Annotated in this window: 1 protein-coding gene; it reads right to left on the reverse strand. The window is 70.6% G+C overall.

Features of this window, described 5'->3' with window-relative positions; all coding sequences use genetic code 11:
* The coding region (locus JF781_RS28180) for a DUF222 domain-containing protein (protein ID WP_225341381.1) at positions 1-473 on the reverse strand (473 nt) is incomplete at its 3' end.
* Between the last annotated feature and the right edge of the window lie 13 nt (positions 474-486).

Below are 486 nucleotides of genomic sequence, written 5' to 3' on the forward strand. Positions count from 1 at the left end.
ACCGCCGCGGCCAGCCGGCCCTGACTCAACGACGGCCACCGACCCACACAGCCCGCCAACGCCGCGTCCACCGCCCCCAGCACCTCGGGGTCGGTGATCAGATCGGTGCGGAACACGATCGTCTGAAACATCCGGTAATCGATATCCCCGGCGGCAAACACCGCCCCCACCTTCGGCAGCCGCTCCCGAATCGCCCGCGCATAGCGCACCCGACTCGCCGCCAGGCCCTGGCCGATCCGCAACTGCGCGCCCACCTCCGCGGCCACCGCCGCCTCGGTATCCACCGCCCAGCCCTCGGTCTCCGCACAGCGCGAGAGCCGATAGGCAAACAACTCCCCGATCGCCACCAACTGCGCCGCGGCCGCCCGATTCTCCACCCGCCCCGCCACACCGATCCACTCCAGCAGCGCCACCGACTCCCGGGTCGACGACGGATAACACCGCTCGATCAGCTCATCAAACTCGGCGATCACCGCACGCCGCCGC

The organism is Mycobacterium sp. WUMAC-067, from assembly GCF_020217485.1.
Lineage (GTDB): Bacteria > Actinomycetota > Actinomycetes > Mycobacteriales > Mycobacteriaceae > Mycobacterium.